The sequence below is a fragment of the Gilliamella sp. wkB18 genome (assembly GCF_001690875.1).
Classification (GTDB): Bacteria; Pseudomonadota; Gammaproteobacteria; order Enterobacterales; family Orbaceae; genus Gilliamella; species Gilliamella apicola_A.
Window position 1 is genome coordinate 1 of the sequence record NZ_LZHM01000070.1, and the last position, 1,095, is coordinate 1,095.

General features: G+C 31.7%; 2 protein-coding genes. Both read right to left on the reverse strand.

Annotated elements, in window-relative coordinates; genetic code table 11:
* Positions 1 to 422 (reverse strand): hypothetical protein (locus A9G48_RS07500; protein WP_141672978.1); only part of this gene is annotated, 422 nt, incomplete at its 3' end.
* A gap of 157 nt (positions 423 to 579) precedes the next feature.
* A partial coding sequence (locus A9G48_RS11655) for a hypothetical protein (RefSeq protein ID WP_065576029.1) occupies positions 580 to 1,095 on the reverse strand: 516 nt, incomplete at its 5' end.

Sequence of the window (1,095 nt, forward strand, 5' to 3'; positions counted from 1 at the left end):
AACTCCGGTCTTTTTGTTTTTGTAATGGTCTCAACATTCATAATGCCATTATCCTTAAAAAAAATTTCATTAGTTATTCTTTTATCTGCATCTTCATCATATAAATTAATCTGACGTAAAAATATCTTTCCATCCACATCCTTATTATGTGAATCTTTACCTTTATCGTAGACCATAAAAAGATAAATAAACAATTCACCATTATGATAAGTTAGAAAATCAATACTTATCGTTTCAAAATAATTAAATACGCATGCTATAGGCTCACCACCTTTAAAAAAGGTGACATAGTAATTTTTATCATTATCAAAAGCATATTTGGCCCAATCTTCTGCATTCTTGAGATGTTTTTTGTCTTCTGCTGTTGGTTTCCTATCAAGAGCACGATCTACTATATTCTCTAAAGTATCTTCTTCAGACATTACTTCTTTCATAGTGTTATTGTATTGTGCGAATTTTAATGTGTACATATGTTTAATATTATTAATTAATTTTATAATCCGGGTAATTTAGAAATATCATCTAGTATGCGTACAGCTTTATCAGATGCCTATTTTGATAATTTTATGATTTGTTATATCAAGAAATAATATCATTCAATACCGGACGTTCAAGTTGGATTATGCCTTCGTATTGTCCAAATTCGGGATATTTTTCGTATAAGCCTGAAAAGTCAAGTTTTTGATTGCCTTCGTAATCTTCGTATTTCCCCTTAGAATCGATATATTTTCGGGCAGCGTAGTTTCCGTCCTGATCAAATGCAAAGTGCATACGGTACTCTTGCTCTTCGCTGCTGTTTCCTGGGATAAATTGATAAAACCAAACTTCTCGTAGAAATAAGGTGCGGTCTTCTTTTACTTCATGAAAAAGATAAGATAAATACTCACGACCTTCATTATCGATAAAATTAACGCCAACATGTTTATTTCTAGGCACTATCGTAACGTAACAATAGGGGTAAAGTGATTTTTCGGAGTGTAATACGCAAAACTCATATCCCAATAAATGCTCATGGTTATATTTAGCTACTTCTTCAGAGGTGAGTTTGCCTTTTTCTACTTTTTTCTCAAATTTAGTATTATTCCATGTGTCCCA